The following is a 23,193-nucleotide window of genomic DNA, read 5'->3' as shown; positions in this document are numbered from 1 at the left end:
TTTCAGTGTAATGGGGGCTTTGCCCCCAAACCCCCAGGATTTTCTGGAGCAAAGACATGGGGGCGATTTTTCTGGACGGGGGCGCGGCGGCCGTTGGATGTTTCCGGCATTCAATTTTGCTGAGGCATTCACATGAGCGATTACGATGTGGTGGTGATCGGCGCCGGCTCGGCGGGGCTGGCGGCGGCGAAGGCGCTGAAGGCGGGCGGGAAATCCGTCATGGTGCTGGAGGCGATGGGGCGGATCGGCGGGCGGGCCTGGACGACGTCGGACTGGTTCGGCCTGCCCTTCGACGTGGGCTGCGCCTGGCTCCATGCGGCGGACCGCAACCCCTATTTCCCCGAGGCCGAGGAAGCGGGCTGGACGCTCCATCATCACGAGATGTCGCTCGACCATCTCTACCATGGGGCACTGAAGGCCACCCCCGAGCAGCTGGCCGAGATGGGGCGCGCGGAGGCGGAGCTCGCCGCTGCGCTGGACGCATATGACGGATCGGGCGACGACCGGCTGTCGTCGCTCCTGACCGAGGCCCATGCGCATCGCGCCGCCTCGACCTTCGCGGGGCCGATGGATTTCGCCCAGGACGATGACGAGATCTCCATCGCCGATTTCCGGGCGGCCGCCGATCTGGACCCGAACTACTTCACGAAGGAGGGCTTCGGGGCGCTCGTCGCGCGATTCGGGATCGGCGTGCCGGTGACGCTGGAGGCCCCCGTCCGCTGCATCCGCTGGGGCGGGGCGGGCGTCACCGTCGAGGGAGACTTCGGCACGATCCGGGCGCAGCACTGCATCGTCACCGCCTCCCCCGCCGTTCTGGCTTTCGAGGAGATCGCCTTCGACCCGCCGCTCCCCGAGCGGCATCTGGAGGCGGCACATGACCTGCCGATGGGGCTGCTCACCAAGATCCCGCTGATGGTGGAGGGAGAGCGGCTCGGCCTGAAACCCTTCGACGACCTACTGATCGAGCGCCATGCGCGGCACGACATCTTCTTCCTCGCCTTCCCCTTCGATCTCGACCTCATGGTCGGCTTCGTCGGTGGCGACTTCGCCTGGGAGATGGAGGCGGCCGGCGAGGCGGCGGCCGTCGATTTCGCCACCGACCGGCTGGCGGCGATCTTCGGCAGCGACCTGCGCCGGGCCGTCACCCGCGGCCACATGACCCGATGGAGCGGCGAGCGCTGGGTGCGGGGCGCCTATGCGGCGGCGCGGCCGGGGCGGGCGGGGGCGCGGGGCGTGCTTGCCGAGCCGCTGGCGGAGAAGATCTTCTTCGCCGGCGAGCATCTCGCCGGGCCGCTCATGCAGACCTGCGGCGGGGCGCGGCTGTCGGGCGAGGCGGTGGCGGCGGCGCTCCTCGGCGCCTGACGAGAAAAGGGGCGCCCCGAAAAGCGCCCCTTGATAATGTCCGGCGAGAGATCGCCGCGGTCAGTGCAGCTTCTGCTCCACGGTGCCGATCGACTCGTCGATGAGCCTCGAGCCCTCGGACTTGCCGACGTGATCGGCAATCACCTCGCGGGCCGCAGCCATGGCGATGGCGACGGCGCTGTCGCGCACCTCGCGGATCGCCGCGGCGCGGGCGCTCTCGATCTGCTCCTCGGCGCCGGCCAGCTTGCGGGCGACCGAGCTGGCGATCTCCGCCTTCGCGGCCTCGGCGGCGTCGGCCGCCTCGGATTTCGCATTGGCGACGATGCGCTCCGCCTGGGCCTCGACCTCCTTGTGCTTGCGCTCGTAGGAGGCGAGCAGGGCCTGGGCCTCCTCGCGGAGGGCGCGGGCCTCTTCGAGCTCGGACTTGATGGTCTCGCCGCGGGCGTCGAGCATCTTGCCGATCATGCGCGGCACGCGGAAGTAGAGCAGCACGCCGATGAAGACGATGAACGCCAGCAGCACCACGAAGTCGGTGTTGTAGAGCGACAGGAAGGCGTCGTGTCCGCCTTCGCTCACCGTCGCCTCTTCCGCCGCCTCCTGCGCCCAGAGCGGCGCGGCGGCGAAGAGTGCGGGGGCAGAGATCATGAGCTTGCGCATGGCGTTATCCCTTCACCCTTGCATCGACCGCCGCAGCGGCCTTCGACGGATCGGCGCCGGCCCCGAAGGAGGCGACGATCTCGCGGGCCGTCTCGCGGGCCACCTCGGCGGCGGCCTCCTTGGCCTCGGCGCGGATCGCCTCGATCTCCTTCGCGCTCTCGGCGGCGCGGGCGGCGATCTCGGCATCGGCCTTGTCCAGCTCGGTCTTCAGCTCGGCCTGGATCTCGGCCCGGGCCTCTTCCGCAATGCGGTTCGCTTCGGAGCGGGCCTCGGCCAGCGCCTTCTCGTAGGAGGCCTCGGCCTCCTGCGCCTTGGATTTCAGTTCCTCGGCGGAGGCGAGATCCTTGGTGATCGTCCCGGCCCGTTCCGCCAGCACCGAGCCGATGCGCGGCAGGGCGATGCGGGACAGGATGAAGTAGATCACCAGAAGGGTGATGGCCAGCCAGAAGATCTGGTTGGGAAAGGTCGAGAAGTCGAGCTGGGGCATGCCCGTCTCGGCCGCATGCGCGACCGTCTCGCCTTCGAGATGGCCGGGCTCGCCGAGTGCGTTGATGCCGCCCTCGACATGCTCGCCGGCCTCGTGGTCGATGACCTCGTCGATGACGTCTTCTTCCATGTCCGCCTCCGGGTAAATGTCAGGCCGGGCGCGCGCGTCGCGCCCCCGGCCCCGTCAAGGAGTTGCCTGTGAAGGCTCTCTTAGACGGCGAACATCAGCAGGAGGGCGACGAGGAAGGCGAAGATGCCGAGCGCTTCGGCAAAGGCGATGCCGATGAAGAGCGTGGCGGTCTGGCTGGCCGCGGCAGAGGGGTTGCGCAGGGCGCCGGCGAGGTAGTTGCCCGCGACGTGGCCCACACCGATGGCGGCGGTGCCCGAACCGATGGCGGCGAGGCCGGCGCCGATGAGCTGGCCCATTTCTGCGATATTGCCTTCCATGATCTTACTCCTTGAGGATGGAATGGATGTCGTTGGGTCTGCCCGGCCCGTCAGTGGCCCGGATGCAGCGCGTCCTTCAGATAGACGCAGGTGAGGATGGCGAAGACATAGGCCTGGATGCAGGCCACCAGCACTTCGAGCCCGTAGATCGCCGTGATGGCGAGCACAGAGAGCGGCGAGATCACCGCGATGGCGGCGAAGCCGGCGAAGACCTTCATGACGGCGTGGCCGGCCATGATGTTGCCGCCAAGCCGGATCGAGTGGCTCACGGGCCGCACGAAATAGGAGATCAGCTCGATCACCGCGAGGATCGGCCGGAGCGCCAGCGGCGCCGAGGAGACCCAGAAGAGCCCGAGGAAGGCCGTGCCGTTCTTGACGAAGCCGAGAATGGTGACGCTGAGAAACACCGCCAGCGCCAGGACGCCGGTCACGGCGATATGGCTGGTGGTGGCGAAGCTCGTCGGGATCAGCCCCAGCACGTTCGCGAAGAGGATGAAGACGAACAGCGTCATGATATAGGGGAAGTAGCGCAGCCCGTCCTTGCCCGCGACGTCTTCCACCATCTTGTAGGTGAAGCCGTAGAGCATCTCGGCCGCCGATTGCACGCGGGAGGGCACCATGGCCCGGCCGCGGGTGCCGATGACGAGAAGGAGCACGATCGCGAGGACGGTCAGGGCCATCCAGAGCGTGACGTTGGTCAGGGTGAACCAGCGGACGGGGCCGTCCCCGAAGAGCGGCTCGACGATGAACTGGTCGAGCGGGTGAAAGACGAGTTCGCCCTCTGCCGACGGCTCAGCCATTGTCATCCCCTTGTCCTTTGGGCGCCTGCCCGCCGTTGCCGATCTCTCTGGCCGTGCGGAGCATCACGTTGATGCCGGCCGCGAGGCCAAACAATACGAAGAGCACCAGAAAGATGGGCATCGTGCCGAAAAGCCGGTCGAGCCCGTATCCGATGCCGAAGCCGATCGCCAGACCGGCCACGAGTTCGATCACCATCCGCCAGGCGATCTGCCCTTGCGAATAATGGTCTTCCTGATGCGGCTTCTCCGGCTCCTTTCCCGCGGCACGGGCCAGCCTGTCCTCAAGAGCCTTGAGGCGGTCGGCGTCGCTTTGGTTGGGGTCTGACAAGAGGGTCCCGCATCCGGTTTTCGAGAACGGTTGCTAGTTTGTGAACGCCAGTGAGTCAAGCACGGGGGAACCGACACTAACTCCCTAATAAATAGTCACTTCCTCGCGTTTCCACTCCCGGGAGCCCCCGCCCCTCCCCGCCACGACATTCAACCTTTCGGTTGAGGTTTCCGCCCGTCCGGCCCTAATGGCGGCATGGCGCCGCCCCTCGACATCGTCTTTGCCGCCCTCGCCGACCCGACGCGGCGGGCGATCCTGACCATGCTTCTGGAGGATGACATGGCGGTCACCGACGTGGCCGCCCCCTTCGAGATGTCGCTCGCCGCCATCTCGAAGCACCTGACGGCGCTGGCCGGCGCCGGGCTCATCACCCGCGAGAAGCGCGGCCGCATCACCTGGTGCAAGCTGGAGCCCGAGGCGCTGCGCGAAGCCTCCGTCTGGATGGCCGGCTTCGGGATGATGGAGGCGCTCGACCTCGACGCCTTCGAGCGCTTCCTCGAGATCGAACTCGCCCCCGAAAGCCCCACCCCCGATCCCCCGTCCTGACCGGATCCCTTTCATCTGGCCATAAATACCTCGGAGGTGTGGAGGCAGAGCCTCCACCGTACTCAAAGAAACGCGCCGCAGGCGCTCCATTGAACAGCCGCTCCGCCCTTCACAAACCCCGCCACAAGGGCTATCCCCCGCCATCCATCTCAAGCCCCCGGAGCCCCCAATGCCCAGCCGTGCCGGTTTTGTCGCCCTGATCGGCGAGCCCAATGCGGGCAAGTCGACGCTCATGAACCGCATGGTCGGGGCCAAGGTCTCGATCGTCACCCACAAGGTGCAGACGACGCGGGCGCGGATCCGGGGCGTGGCGCTCTCCGGCGAGGCGCAGATCGTCTTCGTCGACACGCCCGGGCTCTTCCGCCCCCGCCGCCGGCTCGACCGCGCCATGGTCGCCGCCGCCTGGGGCGGCGCCGGGGATGCCGATGTCATCGTCCTCCTCATCGAGGCGCATCGCGGGCTGACGCCCGGCGTCGAGGCGATCCTCGAGAAGCTCGCCGAGGTCGCCGGCCCCCGCCCCGTGGCGCTCGCCGTCAACAAGATCGACAAGGTAAAGGCCGAGGCGCTCCTCGCCCTCACCGAGAAGATGAACGCGCTCTATGCCTTCGAGCGGACCTTCCTCATCTCGGCCGAGCGCGGGCATGGCTGCGAGGATCTGAAGCTCTGGCTGGCCGACCAGCTCCCCGAGAGCCCCTGGCTCTATCCGGAAGACCAGATCGCCGACCTGCCGCTGCGCATGATCGCCTCCGAGATGACCCGCGAGAAGCTGACGCTCCGGCTCCATCAGGAGCTCCCCTACGAGCTGACGGTCGAGACCGAGAGCTGGCAGGAGCGCGACGACGGCACGGCACGGATCGACCAGGTGATCTATGTGGCGCGCGACGGCCACAAGGGCATCGTCCTCGGCAAGGGCGGCGAGACGATCAAGGCCGTCTCCAAGGCGGCGCGGGAGGAGCTGAACGAGTTCCTCGGCCGCAAGGTCCACCTCTTCCTGCAGGTGAAGGTCCGCCCGAACTGGCTGGAAGAGAGCGAGCGCTATTCCGAGATGGGGCTCGACTTCAAGGACGGCGCCTGATGGAGGGGCGGCTGGCGACCGGCCTCTGGGTCGCCGCCTACCGCAAGCGGCTCGAGCTGGCCGGCATCCCGGCCTATGTCACCGCCCGCGGCGACGACACCGCCGGCGCCGTGCTGGTGAAGCTGGCCCTGCTCGATGGCACCGCGAAACTCTACCAGCGAACATGGGATTACCAGACCGACAGCCGCGGCTGGACGCTGCTTACCGAGGGGCCGGAGGCGGAGGTCGACGACAGCGCCCGCCGCCAGCGCGGCATGGATCCGGACCTCTGGGTCATCGAGATCGAGGATCGTCAGGGCCGGACCCTGCTGGACGAAGACGGCCTCTCGTAGCGCCCGAGCGCCCGGGCGAGGGCGACCAGCGCCAGCCCCGCCAGCCAGAACGCTCCGAAGAAACCGATGAGATTGCGGATCGACTCGCCCCAGCCGAGCTCCGGCATGTTCAGGAACCCGTAGGGCCACCAGCCCGTGGCGAAGCCGAGCGCGATGGTGACGACCGCATAGGCGGCGAGCCAGATGAGCCAGCGGGCGGCGGCGCTCCAGGGCAGCCCCGCCTTGGGCGCGAAGGCCAGCCACCAAAGGGCGGTGGCGACGGGCAGCGCCGCGTGCTGGGCGTAGCTTACGGCCTTGTCGAAGCCGGTGGCGCTGCCGCCGCCGAGGATGGTGAAGAACACCACGCCGACGATCCCCAGCCAGAGCACCATCCCCGCCGCCCAGACCCGCCCCGGCGCCCGGCCAGTGAGCGCGATGCGGCAGAAGCCGAAGAGCACCAGCCAGATCGTCAGATCCGAGAAATACCGAGCCCGCGAGGCCAGCGCCGCCAGCCCCTCCGCCGCGACGGCCGGAACAATGTCGACGGCCTCGACGGCGAGGAAGAGGAGGGCGACGAGGGCGGCGGCAAGGCGGGCGGGGCGGGTCATGGGGCAGTGATGCAACGGGCGCGCGAGGCGGGCAAGCAGGGGGAGCGGCGGAGAGGTGCGGGGGCTGTCTGCCCCCCGCGCCCCCCGAAGGGTATTTGGAAAGGGGCAGAGGCAGGGGGGATTGAGGGGGAGGGAGGCGCTCGTCGGAGGAGCGAAAGGCCGTGTCTGGGGGCCGGTCAGGCCGGAGCGCCCGGGGGGAGCGGCGCGGGCGGAAAGGCGCAAAGGCAGGGGAGCGCTGGACGGCGGCGGCGGGGCGGCGGATGATGCGGCCCATGGAATGGCGGGATGAAGGTTTCGTGCTCTCGGTGCGGCCGCATGGCGAGACGGCGGCGCTCGTCGAGGTGATGTGCGCCGAACACGGGCGCCATGCCGGGCTCGTGCGCGGCGGCATCTCGCGGAAGGCCCGGCCGCATCTGCAGCCGGGGAACACCCTCGACCTCACCTGGCGAGCGCGGCTCTCCGAGCATCTCGGCAGCTTCACCTTCGAGCCGAAGGGCGCCTCGCCGGCGCTGGCCTCGCGGCTCGCCGGGGCCGGGGTGAGCGCCATCTGCGCGCTCCTCTCCGTCACTCTGCCGGAGCGGGACCCGCACCCGGGGCTCTATGCGCAGACCATGGCGCTGATCGGCATGGCGGCCGACCCGCTCTTCCCCCTCGCCTATCTGCAATGGGAGCGGGCGCTGCTGGACGAGATGGGCTTCGGGCTCGACCTCTCGGCCTGCGCCGTCACAGGGGCGACGGAGGGGCTCGCCTATGTCTCCCCCACGTCCGGCCGCGCGGTGAGCCGCGAGGGGGCCGGCGATTACGCGCCGCGTCTCCTGCCCCTGCCGGCGGTGCTGCTGGGGCAGGGCAACGGCGGGCCGGACGAGATCGCCCGGGCGCTCGGTACCACCGGCTGGTTCATCGAGCACCGGCTCCTCGCCAGCACCGACCACGCGCTCCCCCCGGCGCGCGCCCGGCTGGTGGCGGCGATCGAGGCGGGCGCGGGCTAGGCGCCGAACGGCGCCCCCCAAAACGACAAACCCCCGAGGCCATCGCCACGGGGGTCGTCAACTCTACCGTTGCCGGAAGGGAACGCCTGCTTAGAGCAGACCTTCGCGCTGCAGCTTCTTGCGGGCGAGCTTGCGCTGGCGGCGGATCGCCTCGGCCTTCTCGCGCGCCTTCTTCTCGGAAGGCTTCTCGAAATGCTGCCGGAGCTTCATCTCACGGAAGACGCCTTCGCGCTGGAGCTTCTTCTTCAGGGCGCGGAGCGCCTGATCGACGTTGTTGTCGCGGACGGAAACCTGCATGTGGGTGTCACCACCTTTCTTGCTGGATTTTCGGAATCTTGCAGGAGGGCCCCATATAGGGCCCTTCCCGCGACCTGTCCAGCCTCGCCACGCGAGCGGCTTTCCCCGGCGGCCGGAGCTGATAGACAGGGGCGACCCTGACGCCCCGGAGGCCCCCGATGCTCCGCCGCCTGACCGCCGCCCTCTCGCTTCTCGCCGCCCTCGCGGCCCAGCCGGCCGCCGCCGCCTGCGACGCGCCCGACCTTCTCAGCACCATGAGCGCCGGCGAGCGCGACCGCCTCGCGGCCATGGCGGCCGAGATTCCCTATGGCGACGGCATCCTCTGGCGGGCCGACAAGGACGGCCACCGGATCATCCTCGCCGGCACGATGCACCTGCCCGACCCGCGGTCGGACGCGCTCTTCACGCATCTCGCCCGCGTCATGCACGGCTCCGACCTCGCGCTCTTCGAGATGACGCGGACGGAGGAGGCGGAGATGCGCGAGGTGCTGACCGCCGAGCCGGAGCGGATGCTCGTCACCGACGGCCCCGATCTCGAGGCGCGGCTCGATGCCGAGACCTGGGCGGCGCTTTCCGCCGCCGCCGAGGCGCGCGGCATCCCCCCCGCCTTTGCGGCGCGGGTGGAGCCGTGGTTTCTCGTCCTCACCCTTTCCGCCCCGCCCTGCCTGCCGCCGGATGGCGGCGACGGCGGGCTGGATCACCGGCTGATGGACCGGGCGACGGCCGAGGGCATCGAGGTGCGCGCGCTCGAGCCCTGGGACACGCTCCTGCGGATCGTCGCCGAGGCGGACGACAGCCAGGAGCTCGACATGCTCCGTCTGTCGCTCCAGCCGCCCGAGATGCAGCAGCAGCTCTTCAATGCGACCCTCGAGCTCTATTTCGACGAGCGCATCGGCGAGATCATGGCGCTGACCGCGCTCTCGGCCGAGATGTCGCCGGGCATCGACCTCGAAGAGGCGCTCGCCGTCAACGCCGCCGCCGAGGAGGCGCTGCTCTACGGCCGCAACGAGGACTGGCTGCCCCACATCATCGCGGCCGGCGAGGCCAACGCCAAGACCTTCGTCGCCGTCGGCGCCGCGCATCTGCCGGGCGAGCGCGGGGTGCTGCGCGGGCTGGAGGCGGCCGGCTGGACCGTCACGCCGCCGCCCTGACCCCGGCGGGCGCCGCCCCCCGTGACAGCCCCCGCCCCCCCACCTATAAGGCCGGCGACCCTTTCCACCATCCGCAGGATCCGCCCATGACCACGCTCGTTTTCGGCCACAAATCTCCCGATACCGATTCCACCGGCTCGCCGCTGATCTGGGCCTGGTATCTCTCGTCGCATCGGGGCACCCCGGCCGAGGCGCGGCTTCTCGGCAAGCCGAACACCGAGGCGGCCTTCGTGCTCCAGCGCTGGGGTGTGGACGAGCCGCCGCTCCTCGAGGGGATGGACGGCCATGACATCGTCATCGTCGACACCAACAACCCGGCCGAGCTGCCGGAGGGGATCAACGAGGCCTCGCTCGTCCAGATCATCGACCACCACAAGCTGACGGGCGGCATCGAGACGAAGGCGCCGATCGACATCACGATCAAGCCGCTCGCCTGCACGGCGACGATCATGCACAACCTCATGGGCCCCAATGCCGGCGACATGCCGGACGAGATCAAGGGGCTGATGCTCTCCTGCATCCTCTCCGACACGCTGGAATTCCGCTCGCCGACGACGACGGAGCAGGACCGGGCGCTGGCGGAAAAGCTGGCGGGCGAGCTCGGGATCTCGATCCCCGACTATGCCGCCGAGATGTTCGCCGCCAAGAGCGACGTCTCCGCCTTCTCGGATGCCGAGCTCCTGCGGATGGATTCCAAGGAATATGCGGTGGGGGGGACCAGCTTCCGGGTGAGCGTGCTCGAGACGACTTCGCCGGGGATCGTCCTCGACCGGAAGGCCAGCCTGATGGAGAGCATGGGCACCGTCGCCGCCGAGGACGGCGTCGATCAGGTGCTGCTCTTCGTCGTCGACATCCTGAAGGAAGAGGCGACGCTGCTGGTGCCGAACGACCTCGTGAAGAGTGTGGCGGAGAAGAGCTTCGGCGCGACGGTGACGGGCGACAGCGTCGTCCTCCCCGGCATCATGAGCCGCAAGAAGCAGATCATCCCGCAGCTCGCGGTCTGATTTTCGGGGGGGTGGGTTTCAAACCCACCTTCCCCCTCTCCCTTTTCGCGCAAGGCGGGGCCGAAGCACGAGGGTTGCACGAATGGTGGGTTACAAACCCACCCTACGCCTATCGAAGCTACCGGCATCCGAGACCCGTAGGCCGGGCTTCAGCCCGACACCCCCCTCTCCACCTCGCGCACCCCTCGCCGCGCAGGGCGAGCGCCGGCCCGTGGGTTGGCGCTCCTGCGGGTGGTGCGGGGCGCTTTATGGTGCAACCCCGCCCTCGCTCACCGTCGCGCCTGACCTCACCGGAGCGCCGACCCGCGGGACGGGCCGGCGCTCGCCCTGCGCCGTTCCGGCGCGTACCGGGCGGGGAGAAGCACGGATGTTGCGCCCATGGTGGGTTGAAAACCCACCCTACGCCTTTCGGGGCGACCGGCATCGGCCCCGCGTATGGCGGGCTTCAGCCCGCCACCAACGCCCCCCTCAAACCGTCGCCACCACCGCTGGCCGCTCGCGGAAGGTCACGAGCACCACCAGCGCCATGGCCGCCAGCACCGCAGCCATGACCTCGAAGGTCCCGGCATAGCCGAGGGCGCCGATCAGCGGCTGGCTGACGATCGGCGACAGGAACTGGCCGAGGAAGACGCTCGTCGTCACCGCCCCCGCCGCCAGCCCGCGCCGATGCGCCGGCACCACGTCGAGCGCCACCGACAGGAAGGTCGGCCAGACCAGCCCCGCCGCGAGGCCGAGGAGCACGCCGCCGGCCAGCACCGTCCCATAGCCCTCCGCAAGCCCGAAGAGCCCGAAGCCCAGCGCGAAGAGCGCAAAGCCGATGGTCGGCGTCAGCGCCCGCCCGAGCCGCGCCCGGACCCGCCCGTAGGCGAGCGACGAGATCCCGCCGAAGAGCGTCACACCCGCCACCAGCCGCGCGGCATCCGCCGGCGCGTCATGGCCGATGGTGGGGAGGAAATAGGGCATCTGCGTCGGCAGCATGTAGAAGGTCAGGAAGTTGAACCCCGCCAGCAGGATCACGACGCCGAGGAGCAGCCCCCAGCCGCGCTCACCGGCCTCGGCGGGGTCCCGCCGCTCCTGCTCCTCGCCCTTCGGCGGCTCGGGCAAAACGGCCCAGAGCACCGGCAGATAAAGGAGCGCGACCAGATAGATGACGAAGGGCGCGAAGGGCGAGATCCCGGCGATGGCGCCGGCGATGAGCAGAAAGACGAAGCCCGCGAAATTCGTCGCGGCGATCTGCACGCCCATGAACTGGCCGCGCCGCTCTCCATGGAAGTAATCGCCGATCAGCGCCGTCTGCGCCGTCATGATCAGCGCCACGCCGACGCCCAGCACCATCCGGCTGGCGAGGATGAGCGGCAGCGTCGGCAGCCAGAGCCCCCCGGAGCCGGCGACGGCGAAGAGCACGATGCCGATCAGAAGCTGCCGCCGCCGCCCGAAGCGGTCGGCCAGCCAGCCGGCGAAGGGCGCTAGGATCGCCACCAGCAGAGAGGGCGCGGTGACCAGCATCCGCGCCATCAGGTCGGCATGGGGCAGCCCGTCGAAATGGGCGCCGATGCCGGGCAGCGAGGGGCTGATGATCTGGTTGGAGAGGATCGTGAGCGTGGCGGCCAGCAGCAGGCCGATGGCGCGCGGATCGCGCAGGAGAGAGAGCATGGAACGCCTTTCGGACGGCCCGCCCCCCGGGCTCGGCCCCGGGCGGCGGCGAAGATGTCGTCGCGCGGGTCTTGCGCGGCAAGGGGGAGGAGGCCGGCCAGATGCCGGCGGGCCCGCCCAAGCTAGGCCCCCTCCCCCGCCGCCGCAACCCGTGCCCCTCGCCTGCGGGCCGGGCCACTCGTCCTTGCTCAAAAACCTCGCGCGGCAGACAGCCGCGCGCCCCGCCCTCAACGCCCCCCACACAGGCCGCTGCCCGGGCGCGCGGGGTGGGGGGGTGGGAGCGTGCCCGGGCGGCGGCCGGAACGCTGGCCCTGCCTTTGCGTTCCAGCTATGTCCGCCCGGCCAGTGAAGGAGCCCCCATGACCGAGATCATCGCGCGCTTTGAAGAGATATCGGAGCGCTATGCCGCCGCTTTCGTCGACCTCTGGGGCTGCATGCACAACGGCGTCGAAGCCTATCCCGAGGCGGTGGCCGCGATGAGAGGCTTCCGCCGGCAGGGCGGCAAGGTCGTCCTCCTCACCAATGCCCCCCGTCCCCGCGCCCATGTCGCCAAGCAGATCGCCGCGCTCGGCATCCCGGACGACGCCTGGGACACGATCGCCACCTCCGGCGACAGCGCCCGCGCCGCGATGTTCGAGGGCGTCGTCGGCACCAAGGTCTGGTTCATGGGCGAGGAGAAGGACGAGACCTTCTTCGAGCCGATGGAGGTCATCACCGACCCCGCGCCGATCACCACCGTCCCCCTCGAAGAGGCGGAGGGCATCGTCTGCTGCGGGCCGTTCGACCCTTTCGCCGAGCCCGCCACGCTCCGCCCCCAGCTCCTTCTCGCCAAGACGAAGGGGCTCAAGCTCCTCTGCGCCAATCCCGACATCGTCGTCGACCGGGGAGATCAGCGCGAATATTGCGCCGGCGCCGTCGCGCAGCTCTATGAAGACATGGGCGGCACCAGCCTCTACTTCGGCAAGCCGCATCCGCCCATCTACGACCTCGCCCGCCGCCGGCTCGCCGCGCTGGGCGACCTGCCCTCCGACGGGCGCATCATCGCCATCGGCGACGGGATCGCGACGGATATCGCCGGGGCGCTCGGCGAGGATCTCGACTGCCTCTACATCACCGGCGGCCTCGCCGCGGAGGAGACCGAGACGCCGGCGGGCGGCCAGCCCGATCCCGGCGCGCTCAATGCCTTCCTGCAGACCGCCATGCTGACGCCCCCCTATGCGGTGGGCTTCCTGCGCTGAACCGGGGGGCAGGCTCCCGGCTTGCCCCCGCCCCGGCCCCGGTGACGCAAGGGGCACCCGCTCGGGTGCCCTTGCACCCCCCCGCGCGCAGGGCTAGCCATTCGCCATGCGCATCTTCCGCGACAGCCTCTATCTTGAAGACGATGCCAGGGGCGCCGCCGTCGCCATCGGCAATTTCGACGGGGTGCATCTGGGGCACCGCTCGGTGATCGACACCGCCCGCGACGAGGCGGAGCGGATGGGCGTGCCCCTCGGCGTTCTCACCTTCGAGCCGCATCCGCGCGAGGTCTTCGCCCCCGATGCCCCGCCCTTCCGCCTGATGAACGCCGAGACCCGGGCGCACCGGCTGCAGAAGATCGGCATCAACTACCTCTACGAGCTCCCATTCACCAAGGCGCTGGCCACCCTCACGCCCGACGAGTTCGCCCGTGACGTGCTCGCCGGGCAGCTCGGCGTCGGCCATGTCGTCGTCGGCGCCGACTTCCGCTTCGGGCAGAACCGCGCCGGCGATATCGCCATGCTCACCGAGCTCGGGCAGCGCTACGGCTTCGGCGTCACCGCCGCGCCGATCCTCGAACTCGGCGGGATGGAGGTCTCCTCCACCGCGATCCGCGAGGCGCTCACCGAGGGCCGCCCGCGCGACGCCGCCGCCATGCTCGGCCACTGGCACCGGATCGACGGCGAGGTGATCCGCGGCGACCAGCGCGGCCGCGAACTCGGCTTCCCCACCGCCAATCTCGCCATCGGCGGCCTGCATCCGCCGCGTTTCGGCGTCTATGCGACCCGCGTCTCGGTGCTGACCGGGCCGCATGAGGGCGAATATGACGGCGCCACCTCGATCGGCGTCCGGCCGACCTTCGGGGTCAACGCGCCCAATTGCGAAACCTACCTCCTCGGCTTCCGCGGCGATCTCTATGCCGCCCATATCTCGGTGGCCCTCGTCGAATATCTCCGCCCCGAGCTCGCCTACGAGGGCGTCGAGCCGCTCATCGCGCAAATGCAGAAGGATGTCGCAGAGGCGCGGGCCATCCTCGCCGATGCCTGAGCGGATGGCCGAGACGCGCCCCCAGCTCCGCCCCGACTTCTGGCGCCACTACCGGCTCGACCGGCTGACCACGGCGGAGTGGGAGGCGCTCTGCGACGGCTGCGGCAAATGCTGCCTCAACAAGCTCGAGGATGCCGACACCGGCGAGGTGGCGCTCACGCGCGTCTCCTGCCGGCTCCTCGACAGCGGCTCCTGCCTCTGCCGCCATTACGAGACCCGGCGCGACTACGTGCCCGAATGCATCCAGCTCACGCCCAAATCCCTGCAGAAGCACCTCTACTGGCTCCCCGCGACCTGCGCCTACAGGCTCGTCCATGAGGGCGAGGATCTCTACGACTGGCACCATCTGAAATGCGGCGACCGGCAGGCGGTGCACCGCGCCGGCATCTCCATCGCCGGTCAGGCGGTGTCGGAGGCCGAGGTGCCGGAGGAAGACTGGGAGGAGTATATCATCGAGGAACCAGGCACATGAATTTCGCATCCGACAATGCCGGCCCGGCGCATCCGAAGGTGATCGAGGCGCTGAGCCGTGCCAACGAGGGGCATGTCGCCTCCTACGGCGCCGACGCGCTGACCGAGAAGGTGACGGAGGGCATCCGCGAGCTCTTCTCGGCCCCGAAGGCCGCCGTTTCGCTCGTCGCCACCGGCACGGCCGCCAATGCCCTGGCGCTCGCCTGCCTCGCGCAGCCTTGGTCGGCGATCTTCTGCGCCCCGGCGGCGCATGTGCATGTCGATGAATGCAACGCGCCGGAGTTCTTCACGGGCGGCGCCAAGCTGATCCCGGTCGGCGGGCAGGACGGCAAGATCGGCGCGGCCTCGCTGGAGGCGGCGATCCTCGCCGAAGAGACGCGGGGCGTGCATGGCCCCCAGCGCGGGCCGGTGACGCTGACGCAGGCGACCGAGACGGGCACCACCTACGGCACCAGCGAGCTGGAGGCGATCGGCAACGTCGCCCAGCGCTACGGGCTGAAGCTGCACATGGACGGGGCGCGGATCTCGAACGCGCTCGCCGCCTCCAACCGCTCCCCGGCGGAGATGGTGGAGAAGGTGGCGGCGCTGAGCTTCGGCGGCACCAAGAACGGGCTGATGGGCGCCGAGGCCGTGGTGCTCTTCGACGAGGCGCTCGCCTGGGAATTCGAGCTCCGCCGCAAGCGCGCCGGGCATCTCTTCTCGAAGCACCGCTATCTCGCGGCGCAATTTGACGCCTATCTGGAGGGCGACCTCTGGCGCGAACTCGCGAGCCGCGCCAATGCGGCGGCGGCGCGGCTCTCGGCCGGGCTCGTGGACCGCGGCTACGAGATGGCCTGGCCGACCGAGGCGAACATGGTCTTCCTCCGCGCGCCCCGGCGCATCCATGAGGCGGCCATGGCGGCGGGGGCGGTCTATCACCTCTGGGAAGAAAGCCACTCCGGCCCCGATGCGCCCTGCACCGGGCGGCTGGTCTGCGACTGGTCGAAGACCGAGGCCGAGGTGGACGAGGTGCTCAGGCTTTTCGAGTGAGGGAAGGTGGGTTGGAAACCCACCCTACGCCTCATGGACGCCGTGGCTCTGGTTGAGAGACCCGGGGGGCTGTCTGCCCCCCGGACCCCCCAAGGATTTTTTGGGAGCAAAGACCGGGGGTCAGAGCTTGCCGGCGAGGAACGCGTCGAGCTGGTCGAGGCGGTCCTGGCCCCAGAAGCGCTCGGTGCCGTCCACCACGAAGAAGGGCACGCCGACGGCGCCGGCAGCGACGGATTCGTCGGTGTTCTTCGCATAGATGTCGGCGCCCGCGAGGAGGCCCTTGTCGGCGAGCGCGGGGTCGAAGCCGCCCTCCTCCAGCGCCGCGCGGATGACGGATTCGTCGGCGATGTCCTTCTCTTCTGCCCAGCTCGCGCGGCTGATGGCGGCGAGGGTCTTGGCCAAGTCACCGCCGCCGGCCTCCTGCGCCGCGATGAGCGCGTAGGAGGCGGGGGCGGCATTGGTGGGCCAATGCGCGGGCGCGGGGTTGAGCGGCACGCCGGCGCGCTTCGATTCGCGGCGGAGCTCCTGGCCGCGGAGCTCGCGGCGGTTCACATGCCGGTCCTTCATCGGCACCGCGCCGACGGCGGCGAAGAGGCCGGAGATGTCGAGCGGCTTGTAGGTGATCGTGGCGCCGTGCGTCGCGGCGATCTCGGCAGGCCGGGTGCCTGCCAGATAGACAAAGGGCGACAGCACACTGAGGTAATAATCGATATGCGGCATTCGGGCCTCCTCTCCCTTGACCGTAGGCGGTTTCGCGCGACCCTAGGCTTGTGCTAGGCGGTGTCAACGACACGAATCTGTTTCGTTCCGGCCTGGTCGCTGCTCCCGAAAGGTCCCCTAGATGCCCGCGATGACCGAACCCAAGCTGATCGCGGGGAACGCGAACCAGCCCCTTGCCCGCTCGATCGCACGACGAATGTCGATGCACCGGGGCATGAGCGTCGGGCTCGTCGAGGCGCGGGTCGAGCGCTTCAACGACCAGGAGATTTTCGTCGAGGTCTACGAGAATGTCCGCGGCGAGGACATGTTCATCATCCAGCCGACCTCGAACCCGGCCAACGACAACCTGATGGAGCTGCTCATCATCGCCGACGCGCTCCGCCGCTCCTCCGCCAGCCGGATCACGGCGGTGATCCCCTATTTCGGCTATGCCCGGCAGGACAGGCGGACCAAGGCGCGCACGCCGATCTCGGCCAAGCTCGTCGCCAACCTCATCCACGAAGCGGGGATCGAGCGGGTGCTGACGATGGATCTGCACGCGGCGCAGATCCAGGGTTTCTTCGACATCCCCGTCGACAACCTCTACGCCGCGCCGATCTTCGCGCTGGACCTCGCCCACAACTTCCGCGGCCGCCTGCAGGACGTGATGGTGATCTCGCCCGACGTCGGCGGCGTGGCGCGGGCGCGGGAGCTGGCGCAGCGCATCGGCGCGCAGCTCGCCATCGTCGACAAGCGCCGCGAGCGCGCCGGCGAGGTGGCGGAGATGACGGTGATCGGCGATGTGAGCGGCAAGAGCTGCATCATCGTCGACGACATCTGCGACACGGCCGGCACGCTCTGCAAGGCGGCCGAAGTGCTGATGGAGGGCGGGGCCAAGGAGGTCCATGCCTATATCTCGCACGGCGTGCTGAGCGGCCCGGCCGTGGGGCGGATCGAGACCTCGCAGCTCAAGTCGCTGGTGATCACCGATTCCATCGCGCCGACCGACGCGGTGACGGCCTGCCCGAACATCCGCATCGTGCCGACCGCGCCGATGTTCGCCCAGGCGATCCTCAACATCTGGAACGGCACGTCGGTCTCGTCGCTCTTCGATCACGAGACGCTGACGCCGATCTACGAAGGCATGTATTCCGCCGCCTGACGGCGCCGGCGGGGGGGCTGCCTTCGGCCGCCTTTTGAGGGCTTTGGCAGCGGGTCTGAGCAGCAGCCCCCGCGCGGAATCAAGGCCGCAGGCCGCCGCGCGAGCGCCGGCCCGTTCCCGCGGGCTGGCGCTCTGGTTGGGCTGGGTACTTCGCTCAAGGCGGGGTGTGGGTTGCACCATAAAGTTCTCCGCCCCGGGCGTCGGAGCGCCATCCCGCGGGCCGGCGTGCGGGTGTAGTGCGGATTAAGACGGGGTGGTGGGTTGAAAACCCACCCTACGGCTGGCCCCGAAGGCGGGGCACCTTGGCGACCCCCGAACCCTAGTCCGTCAGCTCCCACATCTCACTATCGCCGACGGCGCCGATGGCTTGCCAGGTGGCGTGGACGCGGGCGATGCGGGTGTCGCCCCAGGTCTTGAAGACGATGGTGAAGCCGGCCTCCGTCACATTGGCGGGGCGGATGTCGGCGCGCAGGTTGTGGCCGGCGTCGAAATCCCAGAGCGAGATGGCGCAGGTCACCGCCGGCGGCGCGAGGAAGGGGCGGGAGAAGGTGACGGCGTGGCGCACCTCGCGGGGCCCCTGCCCGGCCCACATCGGCCCGCCCTCGCTGAAATCGGAGAAGAGCGTGCAATCGCCCTGATCCACCGCGATGACGCCGGTGTCGAATACCTTCATGAGCCTCCCCTTCGCCGCGCCAATATCGGCGGCCCGACCCCCGAAACGCAAGAGGGCCCCGGCAAGGGGCCCTCGGCGTTGGTCAAGTCAATCGGCCGGCGTCAGGCGCTGACGCCGAGCTCCCGCCCGACGGCATCGAGATCGGCGAGGGTCTTCGTGGCCTCGTCCATCCCGGCGCCCTGGCTCTTCGCCTGCTCGAGCGTCGTCGTCGCCCCCTCGCGAAGGCGGGTCATCAGCTCGGCATCCACCTCGCCGCGCGGCGCCGCCAGCTCGGCAAGCACCGACACCGACGAGGCGGTGATCTCGGCGAAGCCGCCGGAGACGAGATATTCATCCACGCCGCCGGCATGATGGACCTTCAGAAGGCCCGGCCGCAGCGTGGTGATGGTCGGCGCATGATCGGCCATGGCCGTCATGTCGCCGTCAGCACCCGGGATCTCGACGGACGTGGCCTCAAGCGAGGCCAGCCGCCGCTCGGGGCTCACGAGGTCGAACTGGACAGTATCGGCCATGGATCATCCTCCTCAGGCGGCGGCGGCCAGCTTCTCGGCCTTCGCCACGGCTTCCTTGATGCCGCCGACCATGTAGAAGGCGGCCTCCGGCAGGTGGTCGTATTCGCCGGCGACGACGGCCTTGAACGAGGCGATCGTATCCTCGAGCGGCACCTGGATCCCCGGGGAGCCGGTGAAGACCTGCGCCACGTCGAACGGCTGGGAGAGGAAGCGCTGGATCTTCCGGGCGCGGGCCACGGTCAGCTTGTCCTCTTCCGAGAGCTCGTCCATGCCGAGAATGGCGATGATGTCCTGCAGCGACTTGTAGCGCTGGAGGATCCCCTGGACGTCGCGCGCGACCTGGTAGTGCTCTTCGCCGAGGATCTGCGGATCCATGAGGCGCGAGGACGAGTCGAGCGGGTCGACGGCCGGGTAGATGCCGAGCTCGGAGATGGCGCGCGACAGAACGGTCCGCGCATCGAGGTGGGCGAAGGTGGTGGCCGGCGCCGGGTCGGTAAGGTCGTCGGCGGGCACGTAGACGGCCTGGATCGAGGTGATCGAGCCGTTCTTCGTCGAGGTGATCCGCTCCTGCATGGCGCCCATGTCGGTCGCCAGCGTCGGCTGGTAGCCCACGGCGGAGGGGATGCGGCCCAGAAGCGCCGACATCTCGGAGCCGGCCTGGGTGAAGCGGAAGATGTTGTCGACGAAGAACAGAACGTCGGTGCCGGTGGCATCGCGGAACTGCTCGGCCAGCGTCAGGCCGGTCAGCGCGACGCGGGCACGGGCGCCCGGCGGTTCGTTCATCTGGCCGTAGACGAGGGCGATCTTCGACTCGGCGAGGTTCTCGGTGTTGAGAACGCCCGATTCGATCATCTCGTGATAGAGGTCGTTGCCCTCACGGGTCCGCTCGCCGACACCGGCGAAGACGGAGAGGCCGGAGTGCACCTTGGCGATGTTGTTGATCAGCTCCTGGATCAGAACCGTCTTGCCCACGCCGGCGCCGCCGAAGAGGCCGATCTTGCCGCCCTTGGCGTAGGGCGCCAGCAGGTCGATGACCTTGATGCCGGTGACGAGGATCTCGGCCTCGGTCGACTGCTCGTCGAAATCCGGGGCCGGCTGGTGGATGGCGCGGGTCTCGTCGGATTCGATCGGGCCCTTCTCGTCGATCGGCTCGCCGATGACGTTGAGGATCCGGCCGAGCGTGGCGGTGCCGACCGGCACCGAGATCGGTGCGCCGGTATCGGCCACGGGGGCGCCGCGGACGAGGCCCTCGGTCGCGTCCATGGCGATGGTGCGCACGGTGTTCTCGCCGAGATGCTGGGCCACTTCCAGCACCAGCTTCTTGCCGTTGTTCTCGGTGGTCAGCGCGTTGAGGATGGCCGGCAGCTCGGCGTCGAACTGCACGTCCACCACGGCGCCGATGACCTGGGTGATCTTGCCCTTAGCGTCAGCCATTGATGTCGTCTCCGGTTTCCTGGCCCGGCGTGGGGCCGTCATGTCCTGTGCGGCGCGGCCCCGGCCGCGCCGATGTTCGTCGTCAGAGCGCCTCGGCGCCCGAAATGATCTCGATCAGCTCGTTGGTGATCACGGCCTGGCGGGTCCGGTTGAACTCGATCGTCAGCTTGTCGATCATCTCGCCGGCGTTGCGCGTGGCATTGTCCATCGCCGACATCTGGGCGCCGTTGAAGCTGGCGTTGTTTTCCAGAAGGCCGGTGAAGATCTGCGTGGCCACGCCGCGCGGCAGAAGATCGGCGAGGATCGCCTCTTCCGACGGCTCGTAATCATAGAGCGTGGCAGCGCCGGCTTCGTCGCCCTCCCCGCTCTCCTCGTAGGAGGCCGGGATGATCTGCTGGGCGGTCGGCACCTGCGTCACGACATTCTCGAAGACCGAGTAGAAGATCGTCGCCACGTCGAATTCGCCGGCCGCGAAGCGGTCGAGAATGTCCGTCGCGATCTCTTGCGCGTGCTCGTAGCCGATGCGCTTCACGTCCGAGAGGTCGTGATGCCCGACGAAGCGGTCGCCATGATCCCGGCGCAGCATGTCGCGGCCCTTCTTGCCGACGGTGAGGATCTTCACCTCTTTCCCGGCGGCAAGCAGCTCCTCGACGCGCAGCCGCGCCTTGCGGGTGATGGAGGCGTTGAAGCCGCCGCAGAGGCCGCGCTCGGCGGTCATCACCACGATCAGATGCGTCTTGTCCTGCCCGGTGCCGGCCAGGAGCTTCGGCGCGCTGTCGCTGCCACTGACGCCCGAGGCGAGCCCCGCCATCACGGCGTTGAACCGCTCGGCATAGGGACGCGCCGCCTCGGCCGCCTCCTGGGCGCGGCGGAGCTTGGCCGCCGCGACCATCTGCATGGCCTTGGTGATCTTGCGCGTCGACTTGACCGACTCGATCCGGTTCTTGAGGTCCTTCAGAGAGGGCATGCCCTGTCCTCCTTACTGTTCCGGATCAGGCGAAGTCCTTGGCGTATTCGTCGATCGCCGCCTTCACCTTCTCTTCCGCATCGCCTTTGATCTTCGGGTCCTCGCGGGTGATGAAGTCGAGCACATCGGACTTCTTCGAGCGCAGGAACTTCAGGAGCCCGGCTTCCCAGCGGGTGACGTCGCGGACGGCGACCTTGTCGAGATAGCCGTTCACGCCGGCGTAGATGACGAAGACGATCTCGGCATTGGTCAGCGGCGAGTATTGCGGCTGCTTCATCAGCTCGGTCAGGCGGGCGCCGCGGTTCAGCAGGCGCTGCGTGGCCGCGTCGAGGTCGGAGCCGAACTGCGCGAAGGCCGCCATCTCGCGGTACTGCGCGAGCTCGAGCTTCACGGGGCCGGCGACCGACTTCATGGCCGCGGTCTGGGCCGAGGAGCCGACGCGGCTGACCGAGAGGCCGGTGTTCACGGCCGGGCGGATGCCCTGGAAGAACAGCTCGGTCTCGAGGAAGATCTGGCCGTCGGTGATCGAGATCACGTTGGTCGGGATGAACGCGGAGACGTCGCCGCCCTGGGTCTCGATGATCGGCAGCGCGGTCAGAGAGCCGGAGCCATGACCCTCGTTGAGCTTGGCGGAACGCTCGAGCAGGCGGGAGTGGAGGTAGAACACGTCGCCCGGATAGGCTTCGCGCCCCGGCGGACGGCGCAGCAGCAGCGACATCTGGCGGTAGGCGACGGCCTGCTTGGAGAGGTCATCGTAGATGATGAGCGCGTGGCGGCCGTTGTCACGGAAGTATTCCGCCATGGCCGTCGCGGCATAGGGCGCGAGGAACTGCATCGGCGCCGGGTCGGAGGCGGTGGCGGCCACGACGATCGAGTAGTCGATGGCGCCGGTCGCCTCGAGGCGGCGGACGAGCTGGGCGACGGTCGAGCGCTTCTGACCGATGGCGACGTAGATGCAGTAGAGCTTCTTCGACTCGTCGTCGCCGGCGGCGTCGTTGTAGCTCTTCTGGTTGAGGATCGTGTCCATCGCGATGGCGGTCTTGCCGGTCTGGCGGTCGCCGATGATCAGCTCGCGCTGGCCGCGGCCGATCGGGATCATGGCGTCGACGGACTTGAGGCCGGTGGCCATCGGCTCGTGCACGGATTTGCGCGGGATGATGCCCGGCGCCTTCACGTCAGCGACGCGGCGCTCAGAGGCGTCGATCGGGCCCTTGCCGTCGAGCGGGTTGCCGAGGCCGTCGACCACGCGGCCGAGGAGGGCTTCACCGGCGGGAACGTCCACGATGGAGTTGGTCCGCTTGACCGTGTCGCCTTCCTTGATGTCCTGGTCGGAGCCGAAGATCACGACGCCGACGTTGTCGGTCTCGAGGTTCAGCGCCATGCCGCGGATGCCGCCGGGGAATTCGACCATCTCGCCGGCCTGGATGTTGTCCAGCCCGTAGACGCGGGCGATGCCGTCGCCGACGCTGAGAACACGGCCCACTTCGGCGACTTCGGCTTCCTGGCCGAAGTTCTTGATCTGGTCCTTGAGGATCGCGGAGATCTCCGCAGCTTGGATCGCCATTACCGGGCCTCTTTCATGGAAGTCTGCAGGGAGGAGAGCTTGGCAGAGATCGAGGTGTCGATCATCTGCGAGCCCATTTTCACGACCATCCCGCCGATGAGGCTCTCATCGACGCTGGTCTTCAGTTTGACTGTCTTGCCGGATTTCTCGGCCAGCGCCTCGGACAGGCGCTTGGCCTGCGCGTCGCTCAGCGGCTGGGCGGAGGTCACCTCGGCGGTCACCTCGCCCTTCTCGTCGGCGATCTTGGCGCGGAGCGCCTCCAGAAGCTGCGGCAGCACGAACAGGCGGCGTTTCTGGGACATGAGGCCCAGAACGTTGCGCATGGTCTCGGTCAGGCCCATGGCGCTGGCCAGTTCGGCCATGGCGCGGCCCTGATCGGCGCGGCTGTAAAGGGGCGAGGAGATCAGATCGGAGAAATCTTCGCTCTCGGCGAGCGCCGCTTCGAGCGCGTCGACATCGGCCTCGAGGGCGGCGATGCCGCCGGCTTCACCGGCGAGCTCGTAGGCGGCAGAGGCATAGCGGGCTGCAATGCCTGTGGAGATGGAATGAGATTCGGACACGTCCCCTCTTTTCGATGCTCTGGCCCGTTCGCCCCCTCCCGAAGGGCGCGAGTCGGGCATCCGGGAATGGCCCGGCGAAGGCGCCCGGCCGTCAAATCAAGGGGCGTTTAGCAGGTGGTTCCCGG

General features: G+C 69.0%; 27 protein-coding genes. 12 read left to right on the top strand and 15 right to left on the bottom strand.

Annotation, left to right across the window (positions count from 1 at the left end; genetic code table 11):
* The first annotated feature begins 132 nt into the window (after positions 1 to 132).
* A complete protein-coding gene (locus ACAZ03_RS02980; RefSeq protein WP_373355872.1) occupies positions 133 to 1,362 on the top strand; it encodes a flavin monoamine oxidase family protein in 1,230 nt (409 codons plus the stop codon).
* 60 nt (positions 1,363 to 1,422) lie between these two features.
* Here ACAZ03_RS02980 and ACAZ03_RS02975 read toward each other — a convergent pair whose 3' ends face one another.
* From ACAZ03_RS02975 to ACAZ03_RS02955, 5 genes are all read right to left on the bottom strand, one after another.
* Positions 1,423 to 2,019, bottom strand: a complete 597-nt coding sequence (locus ACAZ03_RS02975) for an ATP F0F1 synthase subunit B (RefSeq protein WP_373355871.1) — start codon at positions 2,017 to 2,019, stop codon at positions 1,423 to 1,425.
* A 4-nt stretch (positions 2,020 to 2,023) separates the two neighbouring features.
* The gene (locus ACAZ03_RS02970; RefSeq protein ID WP_373355870.1) at positions 2,024 to 2,635 is read right to left on the bottom strand and encodes a F0F1 ATP synthase subunit B'; all 612 of its coding nucleotides are present in this window, start codon (positions 2,633 to 2,635) and stop codon (positions 2,024 to 2,026) included.
* 80 nt (positions 2,636 to 2,715) lie between these two features.
* Positions 2,716 to 2,952, bottom strand: a complete 237-nt coding sequence (locus ACAZ03_RS02965) for a F0F1 ATP synthase subunit C (protein WP_373355869.1) — start codon at positions 2,950 to 2,952, stop codon at positions 2,716 to 2,718.
* Positions 2,953 to 3,002: 50 nt separating this feature from the next.
* Positions 3,003 to 3,752 carry a F0F1 ATP synthase subunit A gene (locus ACAZ03_RS02960; protein ID WP_373355868.1) on the bottom strand — a complete coding sequence of 250 codons (750 nt, stop codon included), beginning with the start codon at positions 3,750 to 3,752 and terminating at the stop codon, positions 3,003 to 3,005.
* Positions 3,745 to 4,080, bottom strand: coding sequence for an AtpZ/AtpI family protein (locus ACAZ03_RS02955; protein ID WP_373355866.1), 336 nt, complete (start codon positions 4,078 to 4,080; stop codon positions 3,745 to 3,747). Before ACAZ03_RS02955 ends, ACAZ03_RS02960 begins: the two co-directional genes overlap by 8 nt.
* 195 nt (positions 4,081 to 4,275) lie before the next feature.
* Here ACAZ03_RS02955 and ACAZ03_RS02950 point away from each other — a divergent pair, with 195 nt between their 5' ends.
* The 3 genes from ACAZ03_RS02950 (at position 4,276) to ACAZ03_RS02940 (ending at position 6,033) form a co-directional block, all read left to right on the top strand.
* Complete coding sequence (locus ACAZ03_RS02950) at positions 4,276 to 4,626, top strand: ArsR/SmtB family transcription factor (protein WP_373355865.1); 351 nt, start codon at positions 4,276 to 4,278, stop codon at positions 4,624 to 4,626.
* A gap of 169 nt (positions 4,627 to 4,795) precedes the next feature.
* A complete protein-coding gene (gene era, locus ACAZ03_RS02945) occupies positions 4,796 to 5,701 on the top strand; it encodes a GTPase Era (RefSeq protein WP_373355864.1) in 906 nt (301 codons plus the stop codon).
* Positions 5,701 to 6,033, top strand: a complete 333-nt coding sequence (locus ACAZ03_RS02940; protein ID WP_373355863.1) for a DUF1491 family protein — start codon at positions 5,701 to 5,703, stop codon at positions 6,031 to 6,033. The genes era and ACAZ03_RS02940 overlap by 1 nt, the downstream gene beginning before the upstream one ends.
* On the opposite strand, the gene ACAZ03_RS02935 is transcribed toward ACAZ03_RS02940, so the two are convergent.
* Complete coding sequence (locus ACAZ03_RS02935; protein ID WP_373355862.1) at positions 5,994 to 6,620, bottom strand: Pr6Pr family membrane protein; 627 nt, start codon at positions 6,618 to 6,620, stop codon at positions 5,994 to 5,996. The genes ACAZ03_RS02940 and ACAZ03_RS02935 overlap by 40 nt on opposite strands.
* A 272-nt stretch (positions 6,621 to 6,892) precedes the next feature.
* Here ACAZ03_RS02935 and recO point away from each other — a divergent pair, with 272 nt between their 5' ends.
* The gene (gene recO, locus ACAZ03_RS02930) at positions 6,893 to 7,609 is read left to right on the top strand and encodes a DNA repair protein RecO (protein ID WP_373355861.1); all 717 of its coding nucleotides are present in this window, start codon (positions 6,893 to 6,895) and stop codon (positions 7,607 to 7,609) included.
* A 90-nt stretch (positions 7,610 to 7,699) separates the two neighbouring features.
* Here the strand turns inward: recO and rpsU are convergent, their stop codons facing one another.
* Positions 7,700 to 7,906, bottom strand: a complete 207-nt coding sequence (gene rpsU, locus ACAZ03_RS02925) for a 30S ribosomal protein S21 (RefSeq protein ID WP_073329257.1) — start codon at positions 7,904 to 7,906, stop codon at positions 7,700 to 7,702.
* Positions 7,907 to 8,064: 158 nt separating this feature from the next.
* On the opposite strand from rpsU, the gene ACAZ03_RS02920 reads away from it, so the two are divergent.
* A complete protein-coding gene (locus ACAZ03_RS02920) occupies positions 8,065 to 9,057 on the top strand; it encodes a TraB/GumN family protein (RefSeq protein ID WP_373355859.1) in 993 nt (330 codons plus the stop codon).
* Positions 9,058 to 9,143: 86 nt separating this feature from the next.
* Positions 9,144 to 10,061: a manganese-dependent inorganic pyrophosphatase gene (locus tag ACAZ03_RS02915; RefSeq protein WP_373355857.1), complete on the top strand. Its 918-nt coding sequence runs from the start codon at positions 9,144 to 9,146 to the stop codon at positions 10,059 to 10,061.
* Positions 10,062 to 10,529: 468 nt separating this feature from the next.
* Here ACAZ03_RS02915 and ACAZ03_RS02910 read toward each other — a convergent pair whose 3' ends face one another.
* The gene (locus ACAZ03_RS02910) at positions 10,530 to 11,714 is read right to left on the bottom strand and encodes an MFS transporter (protein WP_373355856.1); all 1,185 of its coding nucleotides are present in this window, start codon (positions 11,712 to 11,714) and stop codon (positions 10,530 to 10,532) included.
* A 359-nt stretch (positions 11,715 to 12,073) separates the two neighbouring features.
* On the opposite strand from ACAZ03_RS02910, the gene ACAZ03_RS02905 reads away from it, so the two are divergent.
* The 4 genes from ACAZ03_RS02905 (at position 12,074) to ACAZ03_RS02890 (ending at position 15,497) form a co-directional block, all read left to right on the top strand.
* Complete coding sequence (locus ACAZ03_RS02905) at positions 12,074 to 12,952, top strand: TIGR01459 family HAD-type hydrolase (protein WP_373355855.1); 879 nt, start codon at positions 12,074 to 12,076, stop codon at positions 12,950 to 12,952.
* 106 nt (positions 12,953 to 13,058) lie between these two features.
* Complete coding sequence (locus tag ACAZ03_RS02900; RefSeq protein ID WP_373355854.1) at positions 13,059 to 13,997, top strand: bifunctional riboflavin kinase/FAD synthetase; 939 nt, start codon at positions 13,059 to 13,061, stop codon at positions 13,995 to 13,997.
* Positions 13,998 to 14,001: 4 nt separating this feature from the next.
* The gene (locus ACAZ03_RS02895; RefSeq protein WP_373355853.1) at positions 14,002 to 14,469 is read left to right on the top strand and encodes a YcgN family cysteine cluster protein; all 468 of its coding nucleotides are present in this window, start codon (positions 14,002 to 14,004) and stop codon (positions 14,467 to 14,469) included.
* On the top strand, positions 14,466 to 15,497 hold the full coding sequence (locus ACAZ03_RS02890) for a low specificity L-threonine aldolase (protein ID WP_373355852.1): 1,032 nt from the start codon (positions 14,466 to 14,468) through the stop codon (positions 15,495 to 15,497). Before ACAZ03_RS02895 ends, ACAZ03_RS02890 begins: the two co-directional genes overlap by 4 nt.
* Positions 15,498 to 15,617: 120 nt before the next feature.
* On the opposite strand, the gene ACAZ03_RS02885 is transcribed toward ACAZ03_RS02890, so the two are convergent.
* Complete coding sequence (locus ACAZ03_RS02885; RefSeq protein ID WP_373355851.1) at positions 15,618 to 16,217, bottom strand: 2-hydroxychromene-2-carboxylate isomerase; 600 nt, start codon at positions 16,215 to 16,217, stop codon at positions 15,618 to 15,620.
* Between the two features lie 121 nt (positions 16,218 to 16,338).
* Between ACAZ03_RS02885 and ACAZ03_RS02880 the strand changes: the two genes are divergently transcribed.
* Complete coding sequence (locus tag ACAZ03_RS02880) at positions 16,339 to 17,358, top strand: ribose-phosphate pyrophosphokinase (RefSeq protein ID WP_373355850.1); 1,020 nt, start codon at positions 16,339 to 16,341, stop codon at positions 17,356 to 17,358.
* Between the two features lie 319 nt (positions 17,359 to 17,677).
* Here ACAZ03_RS02880 and ACAZ03_RS02875 read toward each other — a convergent pair whose 3' ends face one another.
* The 6 genes from ACAZ03_RS02875 to ACAZ03_RS02850 form a co-directional block, all read right to left on the bottom strand.
* On the bottom strand, positions 17,678 to 18,031 hold the full coding sequence (locus tag ACAZ03_RS02875; RefSeq protein ID WP_373355849.1) for an H-type lectin domain-containing protein: 354 nt from the start codon (positions 18,029 to 18,031) through the stop codon (positions 17,678 to 17,680).
* 101 nt (positions 18,032 to 18,132) lie between these two features.
* Positions 18,133 to 18,543 carry a F0F1 ATP synthase subunit epsilon gene (locus ACAZ03_RS02870; RefSeq protein ID WP_373355848.1) on the bottom strand — a complete coding sequence of 137 codons (411 nt, stop codon included), beginning with the start codon at positions 18,541 to 18,543 and terminating at the stop codon, positions 18,133 to 18,135.
* Between the two features lie 12 nt (positions 18,544 to 18,555).
* Positions 18,556 to 19,977: a F0F1 ATP synthase subunit beta gene (gene atpD / locus ACAZ03_RS02865; protein WP_373355847.1), complete on the bottom strand. Its 1,422-nt coding sequence runs from the start codon at positions 19,975 to 19,977 to the stop codon at positions 18,556 to 18,558.
* An 82-nt stretch (positions 19,978 to 20,059) separates the two neighbouring features.
* Positions 20,060 to 20,944, bottom strand: coding sequence for a F0F1 ATP synthase subunit gamma (locus tag ACAZ03_RS02860; RefSeq protein WP_373355846.1), 885 nt, complete (start codon positions 20,942 to 20,944; stop codon positions 20,060 to 20,062).
* 25 nt (positions 20,945 to 20,969) lie between these two features.
* Complete coding sequence (gene atpA / locus ACAZ03_RS02855) at positions 20,970 to 22,508, bottom strand: F0F1 ATP synthase subunit alpha (RefSeq protein ID WP_373355845.1); 1,539 nt, start codon at positions 22,506 to 22,508, stop codon at positions 20,970 to 20,972.
* Positions 22,508 to 23,068, bottom strand: a complete 561-nt coding sequence (locus tag ACAZ03_RS02850) for a F0F1 ATP synthase subunit delta (RefSeq protein WP_373355844.1) — start codon at positions 23,066 to 23,068, stop codon at positions 22,508 to 22,510. Before ACAZ03_RS02850 ends, atpA begins: the two co-directional genes overlap by 1 nt.
* Positions 23,069 to 23,193 lie beyond the last annotated feature (125 nt).

It is taken from the genome of Pseudoroseicyclus sp. CXY001, from assembly GCF_041714655.1.
Classification (GTDB): Bacteria; Pseudomonadota; Alphaproteobacteria; order Rhodobacterales; family Rhodobacteraceae; genus Pseudoroseicyclus_A.
This window is presented reverse-complemented; position numbering and strand designations above follow the sequence as displayed.